This is a genomic window from Pantoea sp. PNA 03-3 (assembly GCF_003201175.1).
In the GTDB taxonomy this organism is placed as follows: Bacteria; Pseudomonadota; Gammaproteobacteria; order Enterobacterales; family Enterobacteriaceae; genus Pantoea; species Pantoea stewartii.
In genome coordinates, this window is sequence record NZ_QICO01000001.1 from 55,149 (window position 1) to 78,681 (window position 23,533).

Here is a 23,533-nt window from a genome sequence, read left to right on the forward strand (position 1 = left end):
TGCCTCCACAGGGTGAACATCTCCGGTTTCTCTGGCTTAACGTCGACCAACACGTTACGGACGTAAGGATTTTTCTGTGCTGATAATTTTAGGTTATATCGTTGTATTAGGTTCCGTGTTGGGCGGATACGCTTTAGTGGGCGGCCATCTTGGCGCGCTTTACCAGCCTGCAGAACTGCTGATGATCGCCGGGGCGGGCGTCGGCGCGTTTCTGGTGGGCAACAACGGTAAATCGATCAAGAAGACCCTCAAAGCTCTGCCGCTGCTGTTCCGCGGCTCGAAATACAACAAAGCGGTGTACATGGATCTCATGGCACTGCTTTACCGGCTGATGGCGAAATCTCGCCAGCAAGGCATGTTATCGCTTGAGCGTGATATTGAAGATCCCGCCCAGAGTGAAATTTTTGCTAATTATCCCCGCATCTTAGCCGATAAACAGTTAGTCGACTTCATCACCGATTATTTACGCCTGATGGTGAGCGGCAACATGAATGCTTTCGAAATCGAAGCATTGATGGATGAAGAGATTGAAACCTATGAACACGAGTGTGAAGTGCCGGCACAAAGTATCGCTGCCGTCGGCGATGGCCTGCCCGCTTTCGGTATCGTTGCGGCGGTAATGGGCGTGGTTCATGCCCTGGCGTCAGCTGACCGTCCAGCCGCCGAGCTGGGGGCACTGGTGGCACATGCCATGGTGGGAACGTTCCTCGGGATTTTACTGGCATACGGTTTTATTTCGCCTCTGGCGTCGGTATTACGTCAGAAGTGTGCTGAAACGACCAAGATGATGCAGTGCGTGAAAGTGACATTGCTTTCCAGCCTGAACGGTTATGCACCGCAGATCGCCGTCGAGTTTGGTCGTAAAACGCTTTATTCAGCTGAGCGTCCATCGTTCAGCGAACTGGAAGAACACGTTCGCAACGCGAAGAACCCGGCTAAACAGACTTCGGATCAGACCTCATGAAACATGGCAATCGCCCAATTGTGCTGATTAGAAAGCGCAAACATAAAAAACATGAAGGAGGACATGGCTCATGGAAAATCGCCTATGCCGACTTTATGACGGCGATGATGGCATTTTTTATGGTGATGTGGCTGCTGTCGATCGCCAGCCCACAACAGCTTATCCAGATAGCAGAGTATTTTCAGACGCCCTTAAAAGTGGCGCTGACGGGTGGACAGAGAAGTAGCGACAGTAGCAGCCCGATCCCAGGCGGAGGAGACGATGCTACGAAGAAAGAAGGTGAAGTCAAAAAGGTTGTGGATATGGATGCGCAGAAACGCAAGCTGGATGAAATTCGCCTCAACCGCCTGCGTGAAAAGCTCGACCAGTTAATCGAAGCTGATCCGCGCCTGAAAGCGCTGCGTCCGCACCTGATTATTAATATGGTTGATGAAGGGCTGCGTATTCAGATCATCGACAGCCAGAACCGCCCGATGTTCAAGACCGGCAGTGCAGAAGTTGAACCTTATATGCGTGATATTTTGCGCGCGATTGCCCCGATTTTGAATGACATCCCTAACCGTATCAGTATCGCGGGCCATACGGATGACATTCAGTATGCGACCGGTGATAAAGGGTACAGCAACTGGGAATTGTCAGCGGACCGTGCCAATGCGTCACGTCGTGAACTGGTGATTGGTGGGCTGGATGGTGGAAAGATTCTGCGTATCGTCGGCATGGCGGATACCATGAAACTGAAAAATCGCGGCGGCGATGATGCCGTTAACCGTCGTATCAGTTTGCTGGTGTTGAACCATGATACCGAAGCCGCAATTGAGAAAGAGAACGCAGAAAGTGACGCGGTTCAGATTAGCGATCCCTCTGCCTTAGAAAAAGTGACCGCGCCGTCAGCACCCGGCAGTAATGCGGCTGATAAAACATCTTCCAAACCTGCAACTGCCACGTCGGCGGATGCAGTGAAAACAGCGAACTCCGCACCGTCAGCCGCATCGACGAGCGCAGAGAAAGCCGCGACCGCCGCCTCGTCAGCGTCATCGACGAGCGCGGTGAAAACAGCAGCCTCCGCATCGTCAGCCTCACCGGCGGTCGCGGCGAAAACAGCGACCTCCGCGACGTCAACCTCTTCGGTTCGTGCGGTAACAACAATAACGCCTGCACCGTCAGCCCTACCGGCGGATGCAACGAAAACAACCTCCGCACCGCCAGCGTCTTCGGCAGGTGCGGTGAATACAGCAGCCCCCTCACAGCCGAGGTGATTCCCGTGAGCATGGACATCAGCGATTTTTACCAGACGTTTTTTGATGAAGCCGATGAGCTGTTAGCGGATATGGAGCAACACCTGTTGGGACTCGATCCCCAGGAGCCAGACTCTGAACAGCTTAACGCCATCTTCCGCGCCGCCCACTCGATTAAAGGCGGAGCCGGAACCTTTGGTTTTACGGTTTTACAGGAAACAACCCACATCCTGGAAAACATTCTGGATGGTGCTCGTCGCGGCGAGATGCAGCTCAGCACCGACATCATCAATCTGTTTTTGGAAACTAAAGATATTATGCAGGAACAGCTAGATGCTTATAAAACCGCGCAAGAGCCTAACGCGGAAAGCTTCAAGTATATCTGTGAAGCATTACGCCAGCTGGCGTTAGAGGCGAAAGGTCAGCCGGTTGAAGCACCGGTCGTGGTTGCGCTTGAAACGCCTGTCAGTCAGGCAGAATCCGCCTCCACTGATGCTGAAGGTGTTCACCTGCAGTTGGTCGACCTGAAAGAAAAAGATATCGACCTGATGCTGGAAGAGCTGGGTAATCTTGGCACGCTCAGCAACGTGAAGAAAGGCAGCAATACGCTTGAGTGCCACATTACCGGCGTAGGCAAAGACGACATTATTGCTGTGCTGTGTTTCGTTATTGATGAAGCGCAGATTCGCTTCCCGGGTGCTGACGCTGCCGCGGCGGTAGCCGAAAGCGTGGATGCGCCTGCGGTTGCCGATGTTCAGACTGCGACCGTGACCGAATTGCCGGTTGCCGCGGTGAAACGCGAAAGCAAACGCGCTGCCGCGCCCGCGAAGACCAGCGAATCAAGCAGCATCCGTGTTGCGGTTGAGAAGGTTGATCAGCTGATTAACCTGGTGGGTGAACTGGTGATTACCCAGTCAATGCTGGCACAACGTTCAGGTGAACTGGACCCGGTCGCGCACGGCGAACTGTTGAACAGCATGGGGCAGCTTGAGCGTAATGCGCGTGACCTGCAAGAATCTGTGATGTCGATTCGTATGATGCCTATGGAGTACGTCTTCAGTCGCTTCCCACGTCTGGTGCGTGATTTGGCCAGCAAGCTGGGCAAAGAAGTTGAACTGACGTTACTGGGTAGCTCGACGGAACTCGATAAGAGCCTGATCGAACGTATCATCGATCCGTTAACGCACCTGGTGCGTAACAGTCTTGACCACGGCATCGAAACCCCGGAGAAACGTATTGCGGCAGGTAAGGTTGCCACAGGTAATCTGACACTGTCAGCAGAACACCAGGGCGGCAACATCTGTATCGAAGTGTCAGATGACGGTGCGGGCCTTAACCGCGAACGTATCCTGGCAAAAGCTCTGTCATCGGGCCTGCCGGTGCATGAAAACATGAGCGATGAAGAAGTCGGCATGTTGATTTTCGCGCCAGGTTTCTCAACGGCAGAGCAGGTCACCGACGTATCTGGCCGCGGTGTGGGCATGGATGTGGTGAAACGTAACATTCAGGAAATGGGTGGCCATGTTGAAATTGCCTCAAAACAAGGCAAAGGCACCACCATCCGTATTCTGCTGCCGCTGACGCTGGCGATTCTGGACGGCATGTCAGTGCGCGTAGCGAACGAAGTCTTTATTCTGCCGCTGAATGCGGTGATGGAATCGTTACAGCCGCGTGCTGAAGAGCTGAAACCCCTGGCGGGCGGCGAATGTGTTCTGGAAGTGCGCGGCGAATACCTGCCACTGGTTGAACTGTGGAACGTCTTTGACGTGAAAGAGGCGAAAACCGAAGCGACGCAGGGCATTGTGGTGATTCTGCAGAGCGCGGGCAAGCGTTACGCTTTGCTGGTGGACCAGTTAATCGGTCAGCACCAGGTTGTGGTCAAAAACCTGGAAAGCAACTATCGCAAAGTTCCAGGTATTTCAGCCGCCACCATCCTCGGCGATGGCAGCGTGGCGCTGATTGTGGACGTTTCGGCGTTGCAATCACTTAACCGTGAAAAACGTGTGGCCGGCGCTGCCGCCTGATTGATAACGAAAGGGTAAATAACATGAGTGGAATGGCAACCGTGACAAAAATTGCTGGCGAAACCGTTGGACAGGAGTTCCTGGTCTTCACGCTGGGTGATGAAGAGTACGGCATCGATATTCTGAAGGTTCAGGAAATTCGTGGTTACGATCAGGTAACCCGCATTGCCAACACGCCCGATTTTATTCGCGGCGTGACAAACCTGCGCGGCGTTATCGTGCCAATCATCGATTTGCGCGTGAAGTTTTCACAGCCAGACGTTGAGTACAACGAAAATACCGTGGTGATCGTGCTGAATCTCGAAAACCGCGTCGTCGGTATCGTGGTTGACGGTGTGTCTGATGTCCTGTCGCTGACGCAGGAACAGATCCGTCCTTCACCTGAGTTCGCTGTGACTATGTCAACAGAGTACCTGACAGGTCTGGGTGCACTGGGCGAGCGCATGTTGATTCTGGTCGACATCGAAAAGCTGCTGAGCAGCGAAGAGATGGCGCTGGTCGACAACCTGCGTACCGCGTAATCGTTACACACGGGCCAGCCAACGCTGGCCCGTGTTGTTATTCTGCACGCCGAACCCGTCATCACCGCCTTTGATTCACCCGTCGACCTTTCAAAAACACGCTGTCTGTGATCCTGCTCCAGGATTAGCATATTGCTCTGGTTTCAATAATTACAAAAGTCATTTGAACCCCTTTTTAAAAGCGAAATGGCTAAAACATCCTGCGTTGCCGCCGATACAGCCCCTGCACGTTACTTATTTAGTCGGGGAAAAAGATGTTAAAACGGATAAAAGTGGTGACCAGTCTGATTACGGTACTGATGCTTTTCGGTGCCCTGCAACTGCTGTCAGGCAGCCTGTTTTGGTCAGCGCTCAATAATGATAAAGCGGCGTTTGCCTTGTCGCAGATTTCAACACGCAACGTGGCGGCCATGACGGATGCCTATATGGCTCTGAACCAGTCACGTACTACGCTCAACCGCGCCATGTTGCGGTTACAAACCAGTCTGGCATCGCAAATGAACGGCGGTCAGCTGGACAGCCTGACGGACAAAGCCATTAGCGAAGCCAATAAAGGTGAGCAGTATCTTGCCGAGTTTAATGCCATTCCGGAAACGCCAGGCGCGGATACCGAAATGCGCGATCAGTTACAAAACCATTTTGCCGCCTATCTGACCGGTCTGCGCGGGATGATCGCCAGCCTGAAAGCCAAAGATCTGGAAGGCATGTTCAAACAGAACATTGAACAGAAGCAGCAGGCCATGCAGGCCACCTATACGGCCTGGCGTCTTAAGCAGAGCGAGCTGTCTTCCCACGGTGCAGAACAAAACCAGCAAGCCTTTACTCAGATGATGTGGTTGCTGGGCATGGTCGGCGCTCTGGTGGTCGTGGTGATCATCGGTTGCTGGTTTGGCCTGCGCCAGGTGCTGATTTATCCTCTGCAACGTCTGCTGGTGGATATCCGCACGATTGCCTCCGGTGATCTGACGCAGCCAGTGAAGGTAGAAGGCCGTAATGAGATGAGCCAACTGGCCGCCGGGATCCGTGAGATGCAACAATCTCTGGTGACAACGGTGGGTGAAGTCCGCAGCGGTTGCGATGCGATCTTTACGGGTGCCAGCGAAATCGCCGCGGGCAATAACGATTTGTCCGCACGCACGGAAGAGCAGGCGGCCTCGCTTGAGCAGACCGCCGCCAGCATGGAGCAACTGACCGCCACGGTGAAACAAAATGCGGATAATGCGCGTCAGGCTTCACAACTCGCCCATACCGCATCTGAAACCGCCTTGCAGGGTGGCAAAGTTGTGGATGGCGTCGTCAGCACAATGAAAGAAATTGCGGACAGTTCTAAGAAAATCGCTGACATTATCAGTGTGATCGATGGTATTGCTTTCCAGACGAATATCCTGGCGTTGAACGCCGCCGTCGAAGCGGCGCGTGCAGGCGAGCAGGGCCGTGGCTTCGCGGTTGTCGCCGGCGAAGTACGTAGCCTGGCGCAGCGCAGTGCGCAGGCTGCCAAAGAGATTAAAGGGCTGATTGAAGATTCTGTTGCCCGCGTTGACAGTGGTTCGCAGCAGGTCGAGAGCGCGGGCAGCACCATGAATAATATTGTGGGTGCCGTCACCCGCGTGACCGACATCATGGGTGAAATTGCCTCGGCATCGGATGAACAAAGCCGCGGTATCGATCAGGTGGGGCAGGCGGTGACAGAAATGGATCGCGTGACGCAACAGAACGCCTCGCTGGTGGAAGAATCTGCCGCCGCCGCCGCCGCGCTGGAGCAACAGGCGAGCTCACTGTCCCAGGCCGTTTCCGTCTTCAAAATCTCCCGTACTTAAGCGTTCTGACAGTTTTTACTGCCAGCGTGATGATCAATTCACGCTGTCAGTAAAGTTCCGCCTGCGCGGGCCGATAAACAGAATCGAATTGCTAATGAATGAGGTTTCTATGTTTAGTCGAGTACGCGTTGTCACCGGCCTCCTGTGTGTACTGGGGCTTTTTGCCTTGCTGCAGGTTTTCTCGGGTGGGGTATTTTTCAAAACGGTTACGGAAGATAAAGAAAACTTTGCTTATAACCAGCGTCTTAGCACCTTGCAACGCGCCATGGGAACGTCATGGGTTGCGCTTGTCCAGGCACGTAATACCTTAAACCGTGCGGGCATTCGTTATTTGCAGGATGGGCAGATGGCAGGTTCGGGAGCCACCGTAAAAGAGCTGGTGGCGCTGGCTGACAGTGAGCTGAAACAGGCTGAAAAGGGCTATGAATTATTCAATGCCAACCTGTCAGAGAAAGGAAAAAGTGCGGCTAACGTGCTGACGCTACAGGCCAATTACAAACAATTCCACGATGGTCTGGCAGAACTGATTGTGTTTCTGGGCAACGGCAACTTTAAAGGGTTTGTTGATCAGCCGACACAAAGTTATCAGGACAAATTCCAAAAAGATTATGACGACTGGCTTAACTACAACCTGGTACTGAGCCAGAAAGGCATTGATGCCAATAATGCCGCTTATCAGCGCATGATTATGCTGGTTGCGGGGACGCTGGTCGTTACGCTGCTGGTGATCGTGCTGGTGTGGAATCTTATGCGCAGCCTGCTGATTCGGCCGTTAAAACAGAGCATCGATCATATCCAGCATATCGCACGGGGTGACCTGACGCAGCCTATCGCCATTACCGTACGTAATGAAATTGGCGATTTGCTGACGTCTCTGCAGGAGATGCAACGTGAACTGGTCCGTACGGTCAGCACCGTCCGTGATGGGGCCGATGCGATCTATACCGGCGCCAGCGAAATTGCCGTAGGGAATAACGATCTGTCGTCGCGAACAGAGCAGCAGGCGGCTTCGCTGGAGCAAACCGCTGCCAGCATGGAACAGCTTACTGCGACCGTGAAGCAAAATGCTGAAAACGCCCGTCAGGCGTCGACGCTGGCGCTGAATGCCTCTGAAACCGCACAGCAGGGCGGCAAAGTGGTGGACGGTGTCGTGACCACGATGAAAGAAATTGCGGGCAGTTCCAGAAAAATTGCCGATATCACCAGCGTGATTGATGGCATTGCTTTCCAGACCAATATCCTGGCACTGAATGCGGCCGTGGAAGCGGCACGCGCAGGTGAGCAGGGCCGTGGCTTTGCGGTGGTTGCCGGTGAGGTGCGCAATCTTGCACAGCGCAGTGCACAGGCGGCGAAAGAGATTAAAGGGCTGATTGAGGACTCCGTCAGTCGTGTGAATACCGGTTCAGTCCTGGTTGAAAGCGCAGGCGATACCATGAACGAAATCGTCAGCGCCGTCACACGCGTCACCGACATCATGGGAGAGATTGCCTCTGCTTCAGACGAACAGAGCCGTGGCATCGACCAGGTTGGCCTGGCCGTGACCGAGATGGATCGCGTGACACAGCAGAACGCCTCGCTGGTTGAAGAGTCGGCCGCCGCCGCTGCGGCACTGGAAGATCAGGCCAGCAACTTAAAACAAGCGGTTTCTGTCTTCAATATTGGTAAAGAAATTGTCACGCAGGCCGTTAACAAGACAACGGCGGCAAAAAGTTTACGTTTAGAAAGTCCGTCAGAGGGCATTCGCCAACCCTCATCACGCAGTGATGAGAACTGGGAAACCTTCTAATTGCCTGGATGGCCCAACCGCTGATGTGCGGTTGGGCATAGCAGCAGACGTTTAACAGGTGTAGTTCAGGCCAGGTGCAAAGATGAAGAAATCGACGTTATTAGATCAACCAGAGGCGACAACGCTGCTCTCACAGATGGTGCAGCGGCTGCCCCTCTCCGATACCCATTTTCGCCGTATCAGCCAGCTCATCTATCAGCGCGCGGGTATCGTGCTGGCCGATCATAAGCGCGAGATGGTTTACAACCGTCTGGTACGTCGTCTGCGCACGCTGAATATTGATGATTTTGGTCGCTACCTGGCCCTGCTGGAGAACGATCCTAACAGTGCTGAGTGGCAGGCGTTTATCAACGCTCTGACCACTAACCTGACCGCTTTTTTCCGCGAGGCGCACCATTTTCCTATCCTGGCGGAACATGCACGTAAACGTCAGGGCAATTTCAGCGTCTGGAGCACGGCCGCCTCAACGGGCGAAGAACCTTACTCTATCGCGATTACCCTGGCCGAAACGCTGGGAACCGGACCCGGTAAATTCCAGGTCCATGCCAGTGATATCGATACCCAGGTTCTGGAAAAAGCCGTGGCGGGCGTTTACCGCCAGGAAGAATTACGGACGCTGTCGCCTGCACAGCTACAACGTTTCTTTTTACGGGGTACGGGCCCGCATGCTGGCATGGTGCGTGTGCGCCCCGAGCTGGCGAATATGGTGAATTTCAGTCAGCTGAATTTGCTGGCCAACGACTGGAACCTGCCGGGTCCGTTCGATGCCATTTTCTGCCGTAACGTAATGATCTATTTCGATAAAGAAACACAAGAAAAAATTCTACGTCGTTTTGTTCCACTGCTTAAGCCTGGCGGCATCCTGTTCGCCGGACACTCAGAAAACTTTAGCCAGATTAGTAAAGAGTTCTGGCTGCGTGGGCAAACCGTTTATGGACTGACGAAGGAAAGATGATGAGCAAAATTACCGTGATGTGCGTAGATGACTCTGCGCTGATGCGGCAACTGATGACAGAAATCATCAACAGTCATCCTGATATGGAAATGGTGGCGACGGCCCCGGATCCATTAGTGGCCCGCGATTTAATTAAACAGTTTAATCCGCAGGTGTTGACGCTGGATGTTGAAATGCCGCGCATGGATGGACTGGATTTTCTTGAAAAACTGATGCGTCTTCGCCCGATGCCGGTCGTGATGGTGTCATCACTGACGGGGCAGGGTTCAGAAATCACGCTGCGCGCGCTCGAGCTCGGTGCGGTGGATTTCGTGACCAAACCACAGCTAGGCATTCGTGAAGGTATGCTGGCTTACAGCCAGATGATTGGCGATAAAATTCGCGCGGCTGCCCGGGCACGTCTGCATGTGCGCACCACCATGCCTGCCCCGGTCACGCTGAAAGCCGGTCCGCTGCTGAGTAGTGAAAAGCTGATTGCGATTGGTTCATCGACGGGCGGTACAGAAGCCATCCGCCACGTATTGCAGCCGCTACCGGCTACCAGCCCTGCGCTGCTGATTACGCAACATATGCCACCGGGATTTACCCGTTCGTTTGCCGAGCGGCTAAACAAGCTCTGCCAGATTACGGTGAAAGAGGCCGAAGATGGTGAGCGTATTCTTCCTGGCCATGCTTATATCGCGCCCGGCGCGATGCACATGGAGCTGGGTCGCAGTGGTGCGAACTATGTCGTGAAGCTGAACGACGGTCCGCCAGTTAACCGTCATAAACCGTCAGTCGATGTGTTGTTTAAATCGGTGGCGATCAACGCCGGGCGAAATGCCGTTGGCGTGATCCTGACCGGTATGGGTAACGATGGGGCAGCAGGCATGCTGGAAATGCATCGTGCCGGCGCCTGGACCATCGCGCAAAATGAAGCAAGTTGTGTCGTTTTTGGCATGCCACGCGAGGCGATAGCCAGCGGCGGTGTGAGCGAAGTAGTGGATTTAAGCAACATCAGCCAGCACATGCTGGCGAAAATTAGCGCCGGACAGGCATTGCGTATTTAACAGGCCCGTCCTGCCGGGCGAGATAACACAGGAGTAGATATGGCTGACAAAAATATGCGCTTTTTAGTGGTGGACGACTTCAATACGATGCGTCGTATTGTCCGTAACCTGCTGAAAGAGCTGGGCTTCAATAACGTAGAAGAAGCGGAAGACGGCGTCGATGCGTTAACCAAACTCAAGGCAGGTGGTTTCGATTTCGTTATCTCCGACTGGAACATGCCTAACATGGATGGCCTGCAACTGCTGCAGACCATTCGCGCAGATGCGGCCATGGCCAGTCTGCCTGTGTTGATGGTGACGGCTGAAGCGAAAAAAGAAAACATCATTGCTGCCGCTCAGGCGGGTGCAAGCGGCTATGTCGTTAAGCCGTTTACGGCCGCCACGCTTGAAGAGAAGCTGGGCAAAATTTTTGAAAAACTGGGTATGTAAGGAGATGTGATGAGCGACCTTCCGAAATCAGCTGAGCAAGCCGCGGCACAAGATATCATTTCCCGCATCGGTTCACTGACACGCATGCTGCGTGATAGTTTGCGTGAGCTGGGGCTGGATCAGGCCATTGCAGAAGCTGCTGAAGCCATTCCTGACGCCCGTGATCGTCTGGACTATGTAGTGCAAAAGACCGCTCAGGCGGCCGACCGGGCGCTGAACAGCGTCGAAGCAGCGCAACCGCACCAGGACAAAATGGAAGCGGGAGCGATTGCGCTTAAAGGACGCTGGGATGCATGGTTTGAGAATCCTATTGAACTTGCCGATGCGCGCGAGCTGGTGACGGATACGCGTCAGTATTTAGGGGAAGTGCCTGAGCACACCTCTTTTACTAACAAGCAGTTGCTCGACATCATGATGGCGCAGGATTTCCAGGACCTCACCGGTCAGGTGATCAAACGCATGATGGATGTGATTCAGGAGATCGAGCGCCAGCTGTTGATGGTGCTGCTGGAAAACATGCCAGAAGTGAGCGCCGAAAAACGTCAGGTTGGCACTACGCTGCTTAACGGTCCTCAGGTTAACGCTGCCGCCCCTGGCATTGTTGCGAACCAGGATCAGGTGGATGACCTGCTGGACAGCCTCGGTTTCTAATCACCTGGCTGTCTCGCCATCGCGACGTTGCGATGGTCCCTTCTGAAAAGTGGCCTGCTCACCGCGGGCCACTCCGCTTTTCTCTTTTGCTATCCGTGAAAGAGCATGTGTTTTTCACGTTTTATCCACGCTTTAACCAAACTCAAATTTGGCATTCTATGCTCAGAATTCCTGCCAACCGAGGTTTGTGGTGTCAGAAAACAGTGATGAGGACAAAACAGAATCGCCCACGGCCCACCGACTTGAAAAAGCGCGTGAAGAGGGCCAGATTCCGCGTTCGCGCGAGTTAACCTCACTATTGATGCTGTTGGCAGGCATCATGATTTTATGGGGTGGCGGAACGGCAATGGCCCATCGACTGGCGGCAATGGTGTCAACCGGACTCAGTTTCGACCACGGCATGGTGACCGATGACAAAATTATCATCGCCCACGTCGGTAATCTGATCATGCAGGCCATTGCCGCGCTTCTGCCGCTTCTGGGCGGGCTGGTTCTGGTGGCCATTGCTTCACCGATGCTGCTGGGCGGTGTGGTCATCAGCGGCAAATCTATTAAAGTGGATTTTAGCAAGCTGAACCCGTTGCCAGGCTTCAAACGCATGTTCGCCGCGCAGGCCTGGACGGAGCTGTTTAAAGGCATTCTGAAAACCATTCTGGTGGGCTGCGTGGCAGGCTGGTACATCTGGACGCACTGGCCCGATATGCTTCGGCTGATTGCCGAGTCGCCGACCACAGCCCTGATCCATGGCATGGACATGATCGCTATCTGTTGTGCGCTGGTCATGCTCGGCCTGATCCCCATGGTGGGATACGACGTTTTCTGGCAGCTTTACAGCCACTTTAAAAAATTGCGGATGTCACGTCAGGAAATTCGCGATGAGCACAAGCAGCAGGAAGGTGACCCGCACGTGAAAGGGCGCATTCGTCAGCAGATGCGCGCGGCAGCCCGTCGTCGCATGATGGCCGATGTGCCCAAGGCCGACGTGATCGTTACCAACCCAACACACTATTCGGTTGCGCTGCAATATAACGAGAAGAAAATGAGTGCGCCCAAGGTTATTGCCAAAGGCGCTGGCGAGATCGCCTTACGCATTCGTGAACTGGGCGCAGAACACCGCATTCCGGTTCTGGAAGCACCGCCGCTGGCGCGTGCGTTATACCGTCATACCGAAATCGGGCAACACATTCCTGGCGCCCTTTATGCGGCCGTCGCGGAAGTGTTGGCCTGGGTCTGGCAGCTTCGCCGCTGGAAGCGCGAAGGTGGCCTGGTGCCCGTAAAACCTAAAGACCTGCCGGTCCCGGCAGAGATGGACTTTGCAGGAGAGAGCAAAAACGATGGCTAATCTGGCCGCTAAACTACGCCTTCCAGGCAACTTCAAAGACATGCAATGGCAGGTCCTTGCGGGTCCGGTGCTGATCATCATGATTTTGTCGATGATGGTTCTGCCCTTACCGCCGTTTATCCTTGATCTGCTGTTTACCTTTAACATTGCCTTGTCGATTATGGTGCTGCTGGTCGCCATGTTTACCCAGCGCACGCTGGAGTTTGCGGCCTTTCCCACCATTCTGCTGTTTTCGACCCTGCTGCGCCTGTCGCTGAACGTAGCCTCTACGCGTATTATTTTGCTGGAAGGGCATACCGGTGCCGCGGCGGCGGGACGGGTGGTGGAAGCCTTTGGCCACTTCCTGGTTGGCGGAAACTTCGCCATCGGGATCGTGGTGTTTATCATCCTGGTGATCATCAACTTTATGGTTATCACCAAAGGTGCGGGCCGTATCGCCGAAGTGGGTGCGCGCTTTGTGCTTGACGGGATGCCGGGTAAGCAGATGGCTATCGACGCCGACCTGAATGCGGGTCTGATTGGCGAAGATGAAGCGAAGCGTCGTCGCGCCGAAGTGACTCAGGAAGCGGACTTTTACGGTTCGATGGACGGTGCCAGTAAGTTTGTACGCGGGGATGCCATCGCCGGTATTTTGATCATGGTCATTAACGTGATCGGTGGTTTACTGGTGGGGATCGTTCAGCATGGTATGGATGCGGGCCACGCGGCAGAAACCTATACGCTGTTAACCATCGGTGACGGTCTGGTCGCACAGATCCCTGCGCTGGTCATCTCTACCGCGGCGGGTGTTATCGTGACGCGCGTGGCAACCGACCAGGACGTCGGCGAGCAGATGGTCGGGCAACTGTTCAAAGATCCGCGCGTCCTCATGCTGAGTGCCGGCGTAATCGGTTTGCTGGGGCTTGTGCCTGGCATGCCTAACTTTGTGTTCCTGCTGTTTACGGCGGCCTTACTGGGGCTGGCGTGGTGGTTACGTGGCCGCGAGATGCAGCCGAAGAAGAATGTCGAATCGCCGAGCAGCATCGCAAAATCCATGGAAACGCCTGCCTCTGCCGAAGCCTCCTGGACTGATGTGCAGCTTGAAGACACGCTGGGCATGGAAGTGGGTTACCGCCTGATTCCGATGGTCGATCACAACCAGAACGGTGAGTTGCTTGGTCGTATCCGCAGTATCCGTAAAAAAGTGGCGCAGGATGTCGGCTTTCTGCCGCCGGTGGTGCATATCCGTGACAACATGGAATTGCCACCCGCGCGCTACCGCATTTTAATGAAAGGCGTGGAGATCGGCAGCGGTGATGCCTATCCCGGACGCTGGATGGCGATTAACCCCGGCACAGCCGCGGGTACCTTGCCGGGTGAAGCAACCGTCGATCCTGCCTTTGGCCTGGCGGCGGTGTGGATTGACGGTGCGCTCAAAGAGCAGGCTCAGATTCAGGGCTTTACCGTAGTAGAAGCCAGTACCGTTGTGGCGACGCACCTTAATCATCTGATTGGCCAGTACGCCAGTGAGTTGTTTGGCCGACAGGAAGCGCAGCAACTGCTGGACCGCGTCTCCTCAGAGATGCCGAAACTGACCGAAGATTTAGTGCCTGGCGTGATTACGCTGACAACGCTGCACAAAGTCCTGCAGAACCTGCTGGTTGAGCGCGTTTCGATTCGTGATATGCGCACCATTATTGAAACCCTGGCAGAGCATGCGCCGGTTCAAAGCGATCCGCAGGAACTCACCAGCGTGGTGCGCGTGGCGCTGGGCAGAGCGATTACGCAGCAGTGGTTCCCGGGCACGGGTGAAGTGCAGGTGATTGGCCTGGATGCGACACTGGAGCGCCTGCTGCTGCAGGCCTTGCAGGGCGGTGGCGGACTTGAGCCAGGCCTGGCCGATCGGCTGTTAGCCCAGACGCAGGAGGCCCTGCAACGGCAGGAAATGATGGGCGCGCCGCCTGTCCTGCTGGTCAATCATCCGTTACGCGCTTTACTGGCACGCTTCCTGCGCCGTAACATGCCGCAGCTGGTGGTGCTGTCCAATATGGAATTAAGCGATAACCGTCAGATTCGCATGACCGCAACCATCGGTGGCAAACAATGAGATCGCTAATGCTGTTTTCGCTGCTGCTTCCGCTGTTTGCTCAGGCCGCTGACGGTGCCTGGAGCGCCAGCGCGGCGGGTCCACTGATGGCGAACCGGGGAAGCTGGCAGTCGTCGCAGCCGCTGACCCCGCCAGGTCAGGTCAGTGGGGCGATCACCGTGGTGAACTGGCGTTATCAGTTTACCCAACCGGTGCCTTCCGGTTTACAGGTCCGGCTCTGTGCAGAACAGCGTTGTACCGAACTGGACGGTGCCAGCGGCAGCACACGCGGTCTGGCTGAGGTCGCCGCCGGTGAAACGTTACATATGGTGTTTGGCTTCGCCGGTGGCGGAAGTTTGCCGCCGGGGCTGAAGGTCGTCAGCACAGCGGTGACGGTCAACTACCACTAAGCCTTTTTCGCCCTGTTCATGGCAGACTGACAAGCATCATCAAGAGACTGATGCTGTCGGTCTGCCCGATCACTCCCGATGTCATAACGCGGTTCAGGCTACGCGTCTTTTTGCAGCAGAAAGCGGTAAAGCCATCCCCCCGCAACGCCACCCGCTATCGGTACCAGCCAGAAAACCCACAGCTGCTGTAACGCCCAGCCTCCCTGAAAAACAGCCATCGCGGTACTGCGTGCCGGATTCACCGAGGTATTGGTTACCGGGATACTGATTAAGTGAATGAGCGTTAATGCCAGACCAATCGCAATGGGAGCGAAACCCGCCGGCGCGCGTTTATCCGTCGCACCCTGAATAACCATCAGGAAGAACGCGCTGAGTACGAGTTCAGTGATGACGGCCGCACAGAGGGAATAGCCGCCTGGCGAGTGCGCCGCAAAGCCGTTGGCAGCGAAACCCTTATCTGCCATCGTAAAGTCAGCCTGACCACTGACGATCAGATACAGCAAGCCCGCCGCCGCAATACCGCCAGCCATCTGTGCCACGATGTAGGGCAAGATGGTCTTGCTGTCGATGCGGCCACCGGCCCATAAGCCCAGGGTGACGGCGGGATTAAAGTGACCGCCCGAAATGTGGCCTACCGCAAAGGCCATTGTCAGTACGGCGAGGCCAAATGCCAGAGACACGCCCACAAACCCAATCCCGGTTTGGGGAAAATTCGCGGCGAGCAGGGCGCTGCCGCAGCCTCCGAATACCAGCCAGAAGGTGCCGAACAGCTCGGCAAACGCTTTTCTTAACATCAACTTATTCTTCCTTTCTCGTTAACACGTTAAACCTGATAAAACGCGGGCTTATAGTAGAGCGCGGGAATAAGAAAAGAATCTTGTCCCGACAGGACCTTGATATTCGCGACATCAGGGTTGCCTGAGCGGGTTTGCACGGCGCGTGCTGCGATCATCTCTGGTGCTGAAATACGAATTAACGCCTTTGTATCGTGGAGTCAGGGAGGGCAATGGCAAAGATGACGCTACACGAAGGAAAATTGTGCGGGTGACGGGCAGAGCGGGAAGGGCGAGGTTGAGGCAGGCGCTGAGAACAGTCAGCTCTCAGCGCCTTAACAGATTACATGCGATCGACCGTTTTGATCCCCAGCGTATCCAGGCCCAGTTTCAGGGTTTTTGCGGTCAGTGCCGCAATCTGTAAACGGCTCAGGCGCGTCACGTCGTCCTCTGCGGCCAGAATCGGACAGTGCTCGTAGAAACCGGAGAACAGGCCCGCCAGATCGTACAAATAGGCACACATCACATGCGGTGTGCCATCGCGTGCCACCTGGGTAATGACCTCTTCAAACTGCAGCAAACGTGTTGCCAGCAGGGCTTCACGGTCATCCGTCAGCACGATTTCTGCCTGAATCGCATCGGCGTCGATACCGGCTTTACGGAACACGGACAGCACGCGCGTATAAGCATATTGCATGTAAGGCGCCGTATTGCCCTCAAACGCCAGCATATTATCCCAGTCAAAAATGTAATCAGTGGTGCGGCTTTTTGACAGATCGGCATATTTCACGGCGCTGATGCCGACGACTTCCGCGAGTGTGCTGACTTCCTCTTCCGTCATGTCCGGGTTTTTCTCGCGTACCAGCGTGTACGCGCGTTCATAGGCTTCATCCAGCAAATCTGACAGCTTGATGGTGCCGCCGCTGCGGGTTTTAAACGGACGGCCATCTTTACCCAACATCATACCGAACGCATGATGTTCAAGTGGAACGGACGCAGGCACATAGCCGGCTTTACGGACAATGGTCCACGCCTGCTGTAAATGCTGATGCTGACGTGAGTCGATGTAGTAAATTACGCGGTCCGCATGCAGGGTTTCATAGCGATACCTGGCACAGGCAATATCGGTGGTGGTGTAAAGATAGCCGCCATCCTTTTTCTGGATGATCACGCCCATCGGCTCACCTTCTTTGTTCTGGAATTCTTCCAGGAATACCACGGTGGCGCCTTCACTCTCGACGGCCAGGCCTTTGGCTTTCAGATCGGCCACAATTTCCGGCAGCATGTCGTTATAAAGGCTCTCACCCATCACATCATCACGCGTCAGGGTGACGTTCAGACGGTTGTAGATATGCTGGTTTTGCGTCATGGTGATATCAACCAGCTTTTTCCACATCTGACGGCAGTAGTCGTCACCGCCTTGCAACTTCACGACATAGCCGCGCGCACGCTCTGCAAACTCAGGATCTTCATCGTAAGTGCGCTTGGCTTCACGGTAAAAACCTTCTAAATCCGCCAGCGCCATCTCCGCGTGGTTTTCATTTTGCTGTTTTTCAAGAAACGCAATCAGCATGCCGAACTGCGTGCCCCAGTCGCCCACATGGTTCGCGCGGATCACGTTGTGGCCCAGGAACTCGAGGGTGCGCACCGCGGCGTCGCCAATGATAGTGGAACGCACATGGCCGACGTGCATCTCTTTCGCCACGTTGGGGGCAGAGTAGTCCACGACGATTGTCTGTGGTTCGACCGGGTTCACGCCAAGGCGCGGATGATTCAGCGCCTGCCGGGCATGGTCGGCCAGCCACTGACGATCCAGGAAAATATTGATAAAGCCCGGCCCCGCGATCTCCACTTTGCTGGCAATGCCAGTGAGGTCCAGATGTTGAATCACGGTTTCAGCTAATTGTCGTGGCGCCTGGCCCAGTTTTTTCGCCACGGCCATGATGCCGTTAGCCTGATAATCACCAAACTGAACTTTAGCCGACTGACGAACCTGAGGTTCACAATCGGAGGGAGCACCAGCCAGCACCATTGCCTGACTGACTTTTGCGGAAAGAAGCGCCTGAATATTCACCGGGTTACCTTACATATGCAGAGAAAAGCACGCTATTTGGGCAGCGGGCTGTCGTCATGATTCTGCCGGGTGCAATGACCACAGGTCCTGGCCCGGCAAAAGGAAAAAATGAGGGAAAAAGTATACGTGAATTGTCAGCGTGAGTCAGTAGCGGGATAAAGGCAGGGAAACAGAGCCGAAGATGTTTCCCGCAGAGATTAGCGACGACGCGCGCGGCGCGCGTTTTTAACACTTTTGTCTGCACGTACCTTCCAGTGGCGCGCAAGGGCAAACCCCATCAGTGCAATTAAGATGGCAACTACGATGAGCATCGTCATAAAAACTTTCCTTATAATAGTGTTAATGCAAATTTAATAGAAAGCTATGCAGGCTGCAATCATGCCACTGTTAAGTAAGACTTATCTTATTGTGTTAATGATAACCATACAAAACAGTAACTTAAGTTACTTTTGTCAACGAAAAGGTGGATCTAACCAGAAGATTAATCTGAATTAAAAGCGTTAATTTTTTGCTTTTCTCGTAAAACGCCAGCCAAATAAGATGAATCTTACCCTTTTGTTCATTACGATAGTTCAGTAACAATGAGTTACAGCATTCCCTGGTCATAAAAAAGTGAGGAGACAGCTTACGGTGAGCATGATATTTCCACCCGAACTGGACGATTTACAGGCCGATTTAGCGGCTTTCGAAGAACGGTTACAAAATTTTTCACAGCGTCTGGGGTTAAACTCTACAGACCTCGACGTCGATCATGTGGCCGTGCGGTGTCATCAGAATGCGACGGCCGAACGCTGGCAAAAAGGGTTTTTGCAACTCGGGGAGCAGTTCTCGGCGGCGATGATTAACGGACGACCGGTATGTTTATTTAAGCTGCACCAACCGTTAATGATTGCCGGCTGGGCGATAGACGTCGTTGAGCTGCCCTGGCCGGGTGAAAAACGTTACCGCCACGAGCGCTGGGAACATATTGAGGTGGTATTACGAGGCGAGCCTGAAACACTGGGCATGCGTGCCATGGCGCTGCTGTCCGATCAGGCACTCACACAGCCGGGTATTTCATTCAAAACCAGCTCACCGAAAGGGGAAAACGAGCGTCTGCCGAATCCTACGCTGGCAGTGACCGATGGGGAAACCACGATTAAGTTTCACCCATGGCGACTGGACGAGATTGTGGCCAGTGAACAGCGCTAGCCCCGGGCTTCAACCGCGCGTCTGAGCCGTCTGACGGCTTCTTCCAGCAAGGCGCGGGGACAACCGAAATTGATCCGTACAAAGCCGTCATCACCAAAGTCGCGCCCTGGCGAGAAGCCAAGCCCGTGTTTTTCAAAGTACAGCGCCGGGCTGGCAACCTGGAGTTCACGCGCATCGATCCAGCCCAGATAACTGCCTTCCGGAGAGGTCATTTTGAGGCCAGGCAGCGCATTGACTTCGGAAACCAGCCAGTCCCGGTTGCCGCGCAGATAATCAAGCTGGGCATCAAGCCAGTCATCACAGGCCCGCCAGGCGACTTCCGCCGCAACCAGGGCCAGAATATCGACTGAGGGCACAATGCCCTGGCGCACGGCGTTGAATCGCGCCCGTAGTTCAGGATCCGGGATCACAGCGACGGAAGCGCCCAGCCCGGCAATATTGAAGGTTTTGGATGGCGAAAGCAGCGTAATGCTCCGTTGGGCCGCATCATCACTCAGGGAGGCAAAGGGGATGTGTTGCAGCCCCGGCGTTAACAGTAAATCGCAATGAATTTCATCAGAGCAGACGATTAAATCATGGTGCTGCGCAAAGGCCAGCTGCGCTTCAAGTTCTTCCCGGCGGTAAACCGTGCCGCCAGGATTTTGCGGATTGCAAAGCATCAGCAACGTTTTGTCCTGCATGTGGCCGTCTGCTGCAGTGAGATCCATGACCCAGCGGCCTTCCTGCAACGTCAGAGGCAGATTCAACTGATCACGTTCAGCCAGCTTCGCGGCTGAACGGAAAGGGGGATAAATGGGATGCGGCGCGACGGTACCCTGGTGCGGCGCGGTAAACGCCCGCACGGCCAGATTTAACCCGCAGACTACGCCGGGCAACACGACCACCCATTCCGGTTTAACTTCCCAGCGATAGCGTGATTTACAGCGGGCAATCAGCGCATCGATAAATCCCTGAGGCTTATCGCCATAGCCGAAAACACCATGATCAACGCGGGCTTTAATGGCCTCAATGATGGGGGCAGGCGATCGGAAATCCGTATCCGCTACCCACAACGGCAGAATATCCTGGCCCGCATATTTGTGCCATTTAAGGCTATCACTGTGACGGCGGTCTATCCGTTGGTCAAAATTGAATGTCATAGTTAGTTTTCCACGTAAACTGTTCTAAGGGATAAGCATACCTGACGAATTTGGCGTGAACAGGACGTCATGTAAAGGAGAAGAGAATGACCACACTGGAAATTTGTTGCTATGGGGTGGATTGTGCCTTAACCGCTCAACAGGCGGGGGCCGATCGAATTGAACTCTGTGCGGCACCGCGTGAAGGCGGCCTGACACCTTCTGCTGGCATGCTGGAAGTCGCCCGTCGTGACATTTCTGTTCCGGTGCATCCTATTGTCCGCCCGCGCGGCGGAGATTTTTGCTATTCCAGCCGGGAGTTCGAGGCAATGAAATCGGATGTCGCGCGGATTCGCGAACTGGGCTTTCCGGGCGTAGTGTTAGGGATGCTGGATGAAGATGCCCATATTCATGTGGGGCAGATGCGGCAGATCATGGCGCTGTGCGACGGCATGGCGGTGACCTTCCATCGCGCCTTCGATCTCTGCCACCGGCCAAAACGTTCGCTCGATGTTTTAACCGATTTTGGCGTGAAACGTATCCTCACTTCCGGGCAGCAGCAGAGTGCGGAAAACGGAATTGCATTATTGAGGGAACTTAATGAATACAGCAGCGGTCCTATCATTATGGCAGGTGCTGGCGTTCGTTTAAGTAACCTGCAAAAGTTTCTTGATGCAGATATTCGTGAGGTACACAGCTCGGCAAGCCACCTGGTGGCATCACCGATGCGTTACCGCAAAGCGGGTGTTTCCATGTGTTCCGAAGCCGAAATTGATGAGTTCAGCCGTTACTGCGTCGATGGTGATGTTGTAGAGGCAATGAAAAGTGTCATGCAAATGAATACCGCCCGGGTGGCCTGACTCATAACCAGTTTTGCCGCGCAGCACGCCGATTGATGACGTGATGTTTGCAAGTACCAAACCCCAGCACATTTGCTGGGGTATTTTTTGTCCGGTATTCCGCTATAGTGGATGATGAAACAACGCATTGCGTGCATTCTGTGTCGCCGTTTGCCGTCAACGCGGCTTTGCTTTCCCTGTTCTGTTCCCCCGTTTGCGGGTCATCAGCTTAACCCTAATCGACATTGATGTCAGAGGCCCTGCCATGCGATGCATTCTGCTTTCCGCTGTTCTCACCGTGATGGGATGCCATGCGCCCTTAACCTTTGCCGCGTGCAAATCAAACAGTAAAGCGGTCTCTGTCAGTAATAACTGGATTCTGCTGGGCGGCAGTGCGAAAGGGGCGGTACGTCAGGTTGTCGCAGGGGAGTTTGGCAAAGACGTCAATTCGCAAAAGCGGGTGCTGGGGCAGTTTGATCCCTGTGGCGACCTGCTGGTGGCGGATATCAGTTATGACAAAAATGAGCGTAACGTCATTCTGAGCATGGAACAACATCTGGTGCGTGTGCAGGAAGGTTGGGTGGCCGAATATGCGTATCTGGTAAAAGTACTGAAACAGGGAAAGGAAGTGGTGGTGGATAACCGACAAGGCACCATCAACTGGCACAAGGGAAAAAACGGCAATATTATCAGCGCTTCAGACAAATTCATCAGCATGGGCAAATCGGGATTCACGGACACCACGTACCGCTACGATAAACACTATCGTTTGCTGAAAAGCATTGCGCGCGGAACCGATCCCGTCAGCAACGGGGAATACCGTTACGCGTGGAGTCCGCAGGGCCTCGTCACCCGCACCACCTCTGCCCGGCGAAAAGACACCTATACCTATGACGATAAAGGGCGGGAGCTGCGCCTGAACGGCACGGCATCAACCGACGTCAGCACTCTGCGCACCGTGGATGAATGCCAGTTCTGGGATGACAAGGGCAACTGCACCCTGAGTTACCTGAATGAAACCGAAGTTTTTGAGAAAGGCACGGTGCAGCGTCACCTCAGTGCGGTTTATAAGTATCAGTACTGGGACAAACCCACTGAGGCGACGGAATAGCTCCTATTTTACCGTTTTACTGAACGCATCCAGGCCCAGCAGCGCATGGGCGATCTGTTCCGGTGCCAGGTTAGGATTGAGGTTTTTCAACGTATCGCCTTCGCTGTTCGCCAGCGCGCCGATTTTTACCAGATCTTCCCAGCTCACCCCGTCCAGATGCATCTCTTTTAACGTGGTCGGCATATTGATCGAACGGTAGAAGCGGATGTAGCGGGCAATTTCTTCATCGGGACGCTGCTCAAGCACCATCTGAGTTAACGTACCGTAGGCCACTTTTTCACCGTGAGTAAGATGGTGGATATCGCCGTCAATTGCGGTGAATCCGTTATGAATCGCGTGCGCACCTGCCAGACCGGCGTTCTCAAAGCCTAAACCGGACAGCAATGTATTGGCTTCCACGACCGCTTCTACCGCTGGCGTCACGCGTTTTTCCGAGACGGCGATATAGGCACTGTAGCCCCACGTCAGCAGCGTCTCTTCACAGGCCCGGGCAATGGCAAGACCGGCAATAGTCGGATCGCCATTGACCATCGATTTCGCATGGCTACGGGCCACCGCCTGGGCTTCCACCCAGGTCGCCAGACCATCGGCGATGCCGGACGCGAACAGGCGGGCGGGCGCGGCGGCGCACACGGCGGTATCAATTAACACCAGATCGGGATTTTTACTGTAGAAACGGTAGCTTTCAAAAACGCCACTGTCGGAATAGATAACAGACAGCGCGCTACAGGGCGCATCGGTTGAGGCAATGGTGGGCACAATCACTACCGGCTGTTTGAGTTCATCGGCCACGGCTTTTACCGTATCCAGCGTTTTGCCGCCACCTAAACCAATCACCACGTTACAGCCCTGCTGCTGCGCATGCTGACTTAACCGGGTAATTTCATTACTGGAGGCTTCGCCATTGAACTGCTGACGGCTGAGGGTAATGCCTGCTTTTTCCAGCGTAGACTGCGCCCGCTCACCAATCAGCCCCCAGACGACATCGTCAGCCACCACGAAAGCGTGATTGCCCAATTCCGTGACATACTCTCCCAGTTCATCGAGCACGCCCGCACCCTGTACATATTTGCGAGGCGAAGAGAAAATAAATTTACTCATGATCGTAGCTCCTGGTTTTTCAATTGAGACCGTTACCGGCCCGCTAATAACGCCACTAAAAAGCGTAGCAGTTAATCG

General features: G+C 54.4%; 20 protein-coding genes. 16 read left to right on the plus strand and 4 right to left on the minus strand.

What is annotated here, in order from left to right; all coding sequences use genetic code 11:
* The first annotated feature begins 76 nt into the window (after positions 1 to 76).
* From motA to C7433_RS00285, 13 genes are all read left to right on the plus strand, one after another.
* Positions 77 to 964, plus strand: coding sequence for a flagellar motor stator protein MotA (motA, locus tag C7433_RS00225; RefSeq protein ID WP_006120238.1), 888 nt, complete (start codon positions 77 to 79; stop codon positions 962 to 964).
* Positions 961 to 2,220 (plus strand): flagellar motor protein MotB, encoded by a 1,260-nt coding sequence (gene motB / locus C7433_RS00230; protein ID WP_033741999.1) that lies wholly within the window; start codon positions 961 to 963, stop codon positions 2,218 to 2,220. The genes motA and motB overlap by 4 nt, the downstream gene beginning before the upstream one ends.
* A gap of 11 nt (positions 2,221 to 2,231) precedes the next feature.
* On the plus strand, positions 2,232 to 4,223 hold the full coding sequence (gene cheA / locus C7433_RS00235; RefSeq protein WP_199227839.1) for a chemotaxis protein CheA: 1,992 nt from the start codon (positions 2,232 to 2,234) through the stop codon (positions 4,221 to 4,223).
* Positions 4,224 to 4,246: 23 nt separating this feature from the next.
* A complete protein-coding gene (gene cheW / locus C7433_RS00240; protein WP_006120241.1) occupies positions 4,247 to 4,744 on the plus strand; it encodes a chemotaxis protein CheW in 498 nt (165 codons plus the stop codon).
* A 254-nt stretch (positions 4,745 to 4,998) separates the two neighbouring features.
* Positions 4,999 to 6,561: a methyl-accepting chemotaxis protein gene (locus C7433_RS00245; protein ID WP_039343187.1), complete on the plus strand. Its 1,563-nt coding sequence runs from the start codon at positions 4,999 to 5,001 to the stop codon at positions 6,559 to 6,561.
* A 109-nt stretch (positions 6,562 to 6,670) separates the two neighbouring features.
* Positions 6,671 to 8,347: a methyl-accepting chemotaxis protein gene (locus C7433_RS00250; protein ID WP_039343223.1), complete on the plus strand. Its 1,677-nt coding sequence runs from the start codon at positions 6,671 to 6,673 to the stop codon at positions 8,345 to 8,347.
* Between the two features lie 82 nt (positions 8,348 to 8,429).
* A complete protein-coding gene (gene cheR, locus C7433_RS00255) occupies positions 8,430 to 9,302 on the plus strand; it encodes a protein-glutamate O-methyltransferase CheR (protein ID WP_006120244.1) in 873 nt (290 codons plus the stop codon).
* Positions 9,302 to 10,351 (plus strand): chemotaxis response regulator protein-glutamate methylesterase, encoded by a 1,050-nt coding sequence (locus C7433_RS00260; RefSeq protein WP_006120245.1) that lies wholly within the window; start codon positions 9,302 to 9,304, stop codon positions 10,349 to 10,351. The genes cheR and C7433_RS00260 overlap by 1 nt, the downstream gene beginning before the upstream one ends.
* A 39-nt stretch (positions 10,352 to 10,390) precedes the next feature.
* The gene (gene cheY / locus C7433_RS00265; protein ID WP_006120246.1) at positions 10,391 to 10,780 is read left to right on the plus strand and encodes a chemotaxis response regulator CheY; all 390 of its coding nucleotides are present in this window, start codon (positions 10,391 to 10,393) and stop codon (positions 10,778 to 10,780) included.
* Between the two features lie 9 nt (positions 10,781 to 10,789).
* Positions 10,790 to 11,431: a protein phosphatase CheZ gene (gene cheZ / locus C7433_RS00270; RefSeq protein WP_006120247.1), complete on the plus strand. Its 642-nt coding sequence runs from the start codon at positions 10,790 to 10,792 to the stop codon at positions 11,429 to 11,431.
* Between the two features lie 190 nt (positions 11,432 to 11,621).
* Entirely contained in the window at positions 11,622 to 12,773 is a 1,152-nt protein-coding gene (flhB, locus tag C7433_RS00275; RefSeq protein WP_110267417.1) for a flagellar biosynthesis protein FlhB, read from the plus strand.
* The gene (flhA, locus tag C7433_RS00280; RefSeq protein ID WP_033741997.1) at positions 12,766 to 14,859 is read left to right on the plus strand and encodes a flagellar biosynthesis protein FlhA; all 2,094 of its coding nucleotides are present in this window, start codon (positions 12,766 to 12,768) and stop codon (positions 14,857 to 14,859) included. Before flhB ends, flhA begins: the two co-directional genes overlap by 8 nt.
* A complete protein-coding gene (locus C7433_RS00285; protein WP_033741996.1) occupies positions 14,856 to 15,248 on the plus strand; it encodes a flagellar protein FlhE in 393 nt (130 codons plus the stop codon). The genes flhA and C7433_RS00285 overlap by 4 nt, the downstream gene beginning before the upstream one ends.
* A gap of 98 nt (positions 15,249 to 15,346) precedes the next feature.
* Here the strand turns inward: C7433_RS00285 and aqpZ are convergent, their stop codons facing one another.
* Together aqpZ and argS are read right to left on the minus strand one after the other, a co-directional pair.
* Positions 15,347 to 16,042 (minus strand): aquaporin Z, encoded by a 696-nt coding sequence (gene aqpZ / locus C7433_RS00290; protein WP_110267418.1) that lies wholly within the window; start codon positions 16,040 to 16,042, stop codon positions 15,347 to 15,349.
* Positions 16,043 to 16,364: 322 nt separating this feature from the next.
* Positions 16,365 to 18,095, minus strand: coding sequence for an arginine--tRNA ligase (gene argS, locus C7433_RS00295; RefSeq protein ID WP_006120253.1), 1,731 nt, complete (start codon positions 18,093 to 18,095; stop codon positions 16,365 to 16,367).
* 630 nt (positions 18,096 to 18,725) lie between these two features.
* Between argS and C7433_RS00300 the strand changes: the two genes are divergently transcribed.
* The gene (locus tag C7433_RS00300) at positions 18,726 to 19,286 is read left to right on the plus strand and encodes a VOC family protein (RefSeq protein WP_110267419.1); all 561 of its coding nucleotides are present in this window, start codon (positions 18,726 to 18,728) and stop codon (positions 19,284 to 19,286) included.
* On the opposite strand, the gene C7433_RS00305 is transcribed toward C7433_RS00300, so the two are convergent.
* A complete protein-coding gene (locus C7433_RS00305; RefSeq protein ID WP_110267420.1) occupies positions 19,283 to 20,425 on the minus strand; it encodes a MalY/PatB family protein in 1,143 nt (380 codons plus the stop codon). The genes C7433_RS00300 and C7433_RS00305 overlap by 4 nt on opposite strands.
* An 86-nt stretch (positions 20,426 to 20,511) precedes the next feature.
* On the opposite strand from C7433_RS00305, the gene cutC reads away from it, so the two are divergent.
* Together cutC and C7433_RS00320 are read left to right on the plus strand one after the other, a co-directional pair.
* Positions 20,512 to 21,264: a copper homeostasis protein CutC gene (gene cutC, locus C7433_RS00310; protein WP_033741990.1), complete on the plus strand. Its 753-nt coding sequence runs from the start codon at positions 20,512 to 20,514 to the stop codon at positions 21,262 to 21,264.
* A 244-nt stretch (positions 21,265 to 21,508) separates the two neighbouring features.
* Positions 21,509 to 22,354 (plus strand): hypothetical protein, encoded by an 846-nt coding sequence (locus C7433_RS00320; protein WP_110267422.1) that lies wholly within the window; start codon positions 21,509 to 21,511, stop codon positions 22,352 to 22,354.
* Between the two features lie 3 nt (positions 22,355 to 22,357).
* On the opposite strand, the gene C7433_RS00325 is transcribed toward C7433_RS00320, so the two are convergent.
* Complete coding sequence (locus C7433_RS00325) at positions 22,358 to 23,455, minus strand: glycerol dehydrogenase (RefSeq protein WP_033741989.1); 1,098 nt, start codon at positions 23,453 to 23,455, stop codon at positions 22,358 to 22,360.
* Positions 23,456 to 23,533 lie beyond the last annotated feature (78 nt).